The sequence below is a fragment of the Geminocystis sp. M7585_C2015_104 genome, assembly GCA_015295805.1.
GTDB lineage: Bacteria > Cyanobacteriota > Cyanobacteriia > Cyanobacteriales > Cyanobacteriaceae > DVEF01.
In genome coordinates this window covers 40,986-47,997 of the sequence record DVEF01000020.1, presented here as the reverse complement: position 1 = coordinate 47,997, position 7,012 = coordinate 40,986, and the positions used below count along the sequence as shown (strand labels likewise).

Here is a 7,012-nt window from a genome sequence, read left to right as displayed (position 1 = left end):
TCTATGCAGTCTTGAAGGTGCGGGTGTGTGAAGCGCCCCGGCCCCACTCCGACCCATCCCGAACTCGGCAGTGAAACGGGGCAGCGGTGACGATACTATGGGGGCAACCCCATGGGACAATAGCTCCATGCCCGCTTCCTCCCTTTTCCTGTTGGCCCTTTTTTTATTGCCCCTTGGCCTGTGCCAGAAGCAACTCCTGTACCTTGCCAATGGCGGGATTCAGTTCATAGTTTCTCTCGGACGGGTTTTGGTCAAACGCCTCCTGTTCTTGTCTTATCATCCTCAGGTCCTGTCTTACTAAGCCCTCCAGCAACCCCTTAGCACTGTTGAAGAGGCTATTTTTGACAAGGCGACGGAACCAGACGGGGAGTCTGTGTAGCCGTTTAAAGGCCTGTAATGAGGTGAAATGAACTAGGTAGGCCTTGGTGCGGGTTTCATTAATGGGACAAAATAGGCAGTAGATTTTAAAGTCCTCCCCTAGGCTAGCACTCCAATGGGGGTAGATGTAACTGACGCGTAGTGTTTCTGGATGGAGACGGCGAAGAGAGGGAAGAAACAGTTGGGAAATCGACCAAATCTTGTCGATGCGGTAATAACTGTCGGCTTCGTATATGGCATCTACCCTTCCCACACTGGTTTTTATCTCCTTTAGCCGCGGGTTAGCCCAAGCCTGATAATCTTTGTGTAAATGGCCGTGATACATGTCCATTAGGTTTTCAATCAAAAAGGAAAAATGGCCAGGACAGTCTATTACTGCTAAACTGGCTATATAGTTTAGATGCTCCCATTCCGGTATCCCCATAGGTTTGATGTTTTTTTGGGCGTCGCCACTGCCAGGAAATAGCCAAACAAAGCCGTCTAACTCCTCCACGGGATAAGATTTGAGGGTACAGCTGGGCATCTTCTGATTTTCTGCCAGGTAAGGCACAAGACTGCATTTTCCCTCTGGGTTAAAACGCCAACCGTGATAGGCGCATTCTATTTCGTCTCCCACTACTGCCCCCTCACTCAATTTTACCCGACGATGGGGACACCTATTCTCTAACGCCCTTATCTTCCCCTTGGAGTCACGAAATAGTACTATGTCCTCATGCCAGAGTGTTACTGCTACTGGTTTATCTTTTACTTCCTCCGCTAAAGCTACCACATACCAGTGATTGGGATTTATACCACAAGTACGAATATTTGTTTTTGTCTCCCACTGTCTCATCTTTTGACCGTCTATTTTATCTTCTTTTTTTTAATTACTGTTGCAGTAACATTTTAGGGGATTTTTGCCAATAAAAACAAGAGGAAAACAGAGAAATTTTGCATTGAAATGTGCTACAATATCCCCATAAGTTCTAATGAAGGGCAGCCAGACTATAGGAGATAATATACCGTTTTTCAGATAAAAATCGCTATTTTCCTTGTGTTGTCTTTCGTCAATAAATGCAAGTTATATGCATAAATTAGCAGCCATTCCTGGAGGTTGGAATCCGGACATAGAAGGTGTTATTTTTGTCTCTCAAACGCCGGCTGACATCATTTTCATAACCAGTGCCGATACTGATATTCAAACCACTGCCGCCTGTCTGGAAAAACTCCCCCCTGATTTCCCCTCTATTCGTGTGGTTAATTTGCTACAGTTGCAACAGGAGTTATCCATCGACACCTATGCCGAAGAAGTTTTGTATAATGCACGCGTTATAATTGTACGTCTGCTGGGAGGCAGGAGTTATTGGAGTTATGGTTTGGAGACATGCAGACGGGTAGCTAATGATACCAATGCCTCTTTATTCATTCTACCAGGAGATAATCGCCCACAACCGGAATTGTTTGCTTCCTCCAATGTTTCCCTTCCCCTGGTAACGCAATTATGGCGTTATTTTACCGAGGGAGGAGTGGAAAATTTTGCCAATGCCTTCAAGTTTGTCGCTAATACCTGTTTGGGCACACAATTTACTTGTCAACCCCCTAAAGTTATTCCTCGTTTTGGACTATATTTTTCCTCCAAAACTGCCAAAATTGATGTGGCTATTCTCTTCTATCGCTCCCATTTCCTCGCTGGAAATACCCGCCCCATTGACTCCCTCATCCAAGCTTTAAATAATCAGAACATATCAGTGATTGCTATATATTTACTTTCCTTAAAAGAGCCAGACATACAGTTAGAAATTGGGGAGATAATCTCGAATAAAAAAGTAGATTTGATTCTCAACACTACTAGTTTTTCTTTGGCCAGAATAGGGGATGAAACCAGTATTGAACTATGGCAAAAACTAGATGTGCCAGTACTACAAGTGATTTTTAGTGGGAGTACTCAGGAATACTGGGAGAAGAGTTTTCAGGGATTGTCTCCAAAAGATGTCGCCATGAATGTTGCCCTACCCGAAGTGGATGGGAGAATCATTACTCGTGCCATTTCCTTTAAATCTGCTGTTAGTTTTCACCCCCGCTTGGAAACAGATGTTGTTGTATATCAGCCACTGGAAAATAGGATAAACTATTTGGTTGAGCTCACAAAAAATTGGCTCAAAATTAGGCGCAAGAAAAACTCAGAAAAAAGAATCGCTTTAATACTAGCCAATTACCCTAACAAGGATGGAAGAATTGCTAATGGAGTGGGATTAGATACACCCGCCAGTTGCATCCAAATTCTTAAGGCATTACAAGAAAATGATTATCTGGTTGAGAATATACCTGAAAACGGGGATGAGTTGGTTTTTCGTATTATTAAAGGGGTTACTAATGAGAGAGAAATCCTGTACCGGAAACAAATTAATCAGTCTATTTCCCTCGAAGAGTATCAGCAATATTTTACCAGTCTCCCCGATAAAGTGCAAAGGGAAATTATATCCCAATGGGGAGGCATAAATCAAATCCCCCGCCACGGAGAAATGTCGGACAAAATTCCCATACCGGGAATACAATTGGGAAATATCTTTATAGGCATTCAACCCTCTAGAGGCTATGACGTAGATCCTAGTCTAAGTTATCACTCCCCCGACTTGCCACCTACTCACCACTATTTGGCCTTTTATTACTGGATAAAAAATGTTTTTTGTGCCGATGCCATTATTCATGTGGGAAAACATGGAAATTTAGAGTGGCTGCCAGGAAAAAGTATAGCATTGTCAGAGAACTGTTATCCAGAAATCGCCATAGGCAGTATTCCCCATTTTTACCCCTTTATTGTAAACGATCCTGGGGAGGGAACACAAGCAAAAAGACGCTCTAATGCCGTTATTATAGACCATCTTACTCCCCCTCTTACCCAAGCGGAATTGTATGGAGATTTACTAGAATTGGAGTTTTTAATTGATGAATATTACCAAGCTCAAAGTTTAAATCCCAGTCGTATTCCCGTTATCAGTGAAAAAATCTACAGTTTAGTGGCTAAAACTAAATTGAATGAAGATTTAGGAGTTGAGGAAGTCAAAAAAGATTCTTTGGCAGAATTCCTCACTTTAGCCGATGGTTATTTGTGTGAGTTGAAGGAAGCTCAAATCCGAAACGGCTTACACGTCTTAGGTGTTGCCCCTGAGGGGAGGCAATTGAGGGACTTGACCCTGGCGATTGCCCGTTTTAACAGTTATCAAAAAATGGGGATAATAGAGGCGATAAAAGAGGATTTGTTAGCCAAGGGCGGGGATTTATCTGACATAGAAAGGGGAAATACAGAAAGACTAGAAACAATGGCCCAACAGCTAGTAGAATCGGTTATAAAAGGAGAAAAACCCGGTAATATTTGTCTGGGCAAAAACACAGAAAAATGTCTGAATTGGATAGCTGATAATCTCCTCCCAAAACTGAGGAAAACTAGGGAGGAAATAGATAATCTTATCAGGGGATTAGAAGGCAAATATATCCCCAGTGGTGGTAGTGGCGCGCCTACCAGGGGAAGAAGTGATGTTTTGCCCACTGGACGCAATTTCTATGCTGTAGATATTCGCACAATACCTACAGAAACAGCCTGGGAGGTAGGCAGAAAGGCCGCAGAAACCCTGATAGAAACCTATACCCAAGAGTATGGAGAATACCCCCGCAGTCTTGCTATCTCCGTTTGGGGTACGTCCACCATGAGGACTGGGGGAGATGACATAGCCCAAATCATGGCTCTAATGGGGGTAAAACCTGTCTGGGATGGCAACAACCGTCGAGTGGTGAACTACGAGATAATCCCCCTCTCCCTTTTAAAAAGGCCCCGTGTGGATGTCACTGTAAGGGTATCAGGCTTTTTTAGGGACAGTTTCCCCAACATACTAGAACTATTGTACGAAATTAATCTTCATGTGGCAAGTCTGAAAGAGGAGGGAGAATATAATCCCTTGGCCATGCGGGTGGAAGAGGATACTAAATATTGGTTGAGCCAAGGGCTGAATGAGGAAGAAGCCAGGAGGCTGGCAAGTTATCGAATTTTTGGCTCAAAACCCGGCGCTTATGGCGCGGGACTACAAGGATTAATTGACTCTCAAAATTGGCAAACGGATGAGGATTTGGCCAAGGCTTATCTTAATTGGAGTAGTTATGCTTATGAGGGAAGTAAAGGGGTTTTTCAGCCAGAAGTTTTTGCCCGAAGATTAACGGAATTACAGATAGTTTTACATAATCAAGATAACCGAGAACATGATATTCTGGACTCGGACAATTACTACCAATTTCAGGGAGGGCTAGTGGCGGCAGTCAGACATCTGAAGGGGGAAAATCCTATTATTTATTTTGGCGATAATTCTCAACCAGATAAACCTAAAGTGCGTCATCTACGAGAAGAAATTGCCAGGGTGTATCGTAGTAGGGTAGTGAATCCTAAATGGATAAGGGCGATGATGCATCATGGCTATAGGGGTGCTTTTGAAATGAGTGCCACCGTGGATTTTTTATTCGCCTATGCGGCCACCACAAAAGTTGTTCCTGACTTCCTATTTACTGGTGTGGCTGAGGCATATTTGTTAGATGATAGTGTTAGAAATTTTCTACTAGAAAAAAACCCCTGGGCTTTACGAGATATGGCCGAAAGACTAATGGAGGCCTCCCAGAGGAATTTGTGGAAAGCGGATGGGTTTCTTTTAGATAAACTGAGGGAAATTGTCCATGAATCTGAGGGAGTATTGGAAAATTTCAGCCCGTGAAATTTTGTATTTTTTTTTAATATTTGGAACAAAATCTATAAAGGGTGCTAGAATGACGAAAATCTATCTGATGAAACACTATGTCTGATTTTAAAACACAGTTGCAACAACAGTTAGCAGAGGTAAATTGGCGAGACTTACTTCCCCATGCCTTGCGAGATGGATTGATTTTGGTTTCTTCCCGTCTAGATTTAGTGGAAGTGGGTTGTGCCATTGCCGAAGATAATGTGAATCTGGTACAAAGTTGGATTAATGAAAACTTATTGGCCAAACCCTCTGCTAGCCAACTAAGTCAGTGGAATAACAATCCTACGAAGAAGTTTAAGGCCATCATAGTACAACCCTTTGTGTTGATTTGGCAAGAGGAAGAATCTTAGAAAAATATTAAAAATCAAGGGAGTCCAGGGAAAGCAAATAGAATGAAAATTGTACTCATATTGCCGTAGGGTAATAAGACATGGAGCTTTTATCAGATACCCTCCCCCTTTCCCGAATACAGTTTGCCGTAACTGCCATATTTCACATGTTGTGGCCTGTCTTAACCACGGGCATGGCTATTTATCTAGTAATCGTAGAGGGGTTATGGCTAAAAACAAAAAACCCCGATTATTACTATCATGCCCGTTTTTGGTCGAAGCTGTATGTGCTCAATTTCGGGATTGGAGTAGCATCTGGTGCGCCAATGGCATTCCAATTCGGCACAAATTGGGCTCCCTTTTCTGAGGCAGTGGGGGATTTCTTTGGTAGCATCATGGGATTTGAGGCTACCATGGCATTCATGTTGGAAGCCGGCTTTTTGGGAATAATGATATTCGGCTGGCAACGGGTTCATCCTGTTATACACTACATATCAACTATATGTGTAGCTATAGGAGCCAATCTGTCTACCTTCTGGATTCTGACGGCCAATTCTTGGTTGCAAACACCGGCAGGGGGGGATTTTGTGGAAGGGAAATTTGTGGTTAGGGATTATTTTGCCGCCATTTTTAATCCTTTCATGGTAAAAAGCGTATCCCACATGTTTCTGGCTACCCTAGAAACCTCCCTGTTTGTGATTGGTGGCATTAGTGCCTGGTACATTCTTAAACAATGTCATACTGAGTTTTTTGCCAAGTCTTTTAAAATTGTCCTGGCTGTAGCTATAGCCATTACCCCCTTACAGATATATGTAGGGCACTTGAGTGCTGAACAGGTGTACTACCATCAGCCTACAAAATTGGCGGCCATGGAGGCCCTATGGGAAACAATACCGGCGGGGGAAAAGGCAGACTGGAGTTTGTTGGCTATTCCCAATGAGAAGGCAGAAAGAAACGACTGGGAGATAAAAATTCCTAACGGATTGGCATATTTGTTAGAAATGAAACCTCGTTTAGATAGGCCTGTGTTGGGGTTGAAGGAATGGGATGAGAAAAATCGCCCTCACATGATTGGTTTGATTTACTACTCCTTTAGGGTTATGAGTCTCATTGGCTTTATCTTTGTGGGGATAATGCTGGTGAGTGTAATTCAATGGCTAAGGGGGAAACTGTCTCCTGAGTATATTAGCAAACAAAAATGGTTGTTGTGGTCTTGGATTTGGGCGGCGCCCTTGGGGTATGTGGCAGTGGAAGCCGGTTGGATTGTGCGTTGTGTGGGGAGACAGCCGTGGACAGTATACGGCGAGTTACGAACAGCTGACGCGGTTTCCCATTTGCCACCGGAAAATGTGTTGGCCTCTCTTACGGTATTCTTGTTACTCTATACGGTTTTATTCTTCTCAGCCTTGTTTTTCGGTAGTCGTATTATAGCCAAAGGACCAGATTTTAACTTGCCCTTACCTGGAGAAAAAATAACCCCCGTGGAAGTAACGCCCGCTCAACACATTCCTGATAGTCGCCCCTTGGTGTAAGAGATGGTGGAAG

General features: G+C 43.4%; 4 protein-coding genes and 1 rRNA gene. 4 read left to right on the top strand and 1 reads right to left on the bottom strand.

The annotated features are described in order from the left end of the window. The first annotated feature begins 19 nt into the window (after window positions 1-19). Window positions 20-136, top strand: a 5S ribosomal RNA gene (gene rrf / locus IGQ44_02600). Between the two features lie 27 nt (window positions 137-163). Here rrf and IGQ44_02595 read toward each other — a convergent pair. Beyond that, complete coding sequence (locus IGQ44_02595; protein ID HIK36868.1) at window positions 164-1,210, bottom strand: aromatic ring-hydroxylating dioxygenase subunit alpha; 1,047 nt, start codon at window positions 1,208-1,210, stop codon at window positions 164-166. 232 nt (window positions 1,211-1,442) lie between these two features. Between IGQ44_02595 and cobN the strand changes: the two genes are divergently transcribed. From cobN to IGQ44_02580, 3 genes are all read left to right on the top strand, one after another. Then, window positions 1,443-5,111, top strand: a complete 3,669-nt coding sequence (gene cobN, locus IGQ44_02590) for a cobaltochelatase subunit CobN (protein ID HIK36867.1) — start codon at window positions 1,443-1,445, stop codon at window positions 5,109-5,111. A gap of 80 nt (window positions 5,112-5,191) precedes the next feature. Next, window positions 5,192-5,488, top strand: coding sequence for a DUF2288 domain-containing protein (locus tag IGQ44_02585; GenBank protein ID HIK36866.1), 297 nt, complete (start codon window positions 5,192-5,194; stop codon window positions 5,486-5,488). Between the two features lie 80 nt (window positions 5,489-5,568). Further along, window positions 5,569-6,999, top strand: a complete 1,431-nt coding sequence (locus IGQ44_02580) for a cytochrome ubiquinol oxidase subunit I (protein HIK36865.1) — start codon at window positions 5,569-5,571, stop codon at window positions 6,997-6,999. Window positions 7,000-7,012: the final 13 nt, after the last annotated feature.

Coding starts and splice junctions, on each gene's coding strand:
- IGQ44_02595 (HIK36868.1), bottom strand. CDS start 1,210: ATGAGACAGTGGGAGACAAAAACAAATATTCGTACTTGTGGTATAAAT.
- cobN (HIK36867.1), top strand. CDS start 1,443: ATGCATAAATTAGCAGCCATTCCTGGAGGTTGGAATCCGGACATAGAA.
- IGQ44_02585 (HIK36866.1), top strand. CDS start 5,192: ATGTCTGATTTTAAAACACAGTTGCAACAACAGTTAGCAGAGGTAAAT.
- IGQ44_02580 (HIK36865.1), top strand. CDS start 5,569: ATGGAGCTTTTATCAGATACCCTCCCCCTTTCCCGAATACAGTTTGCC.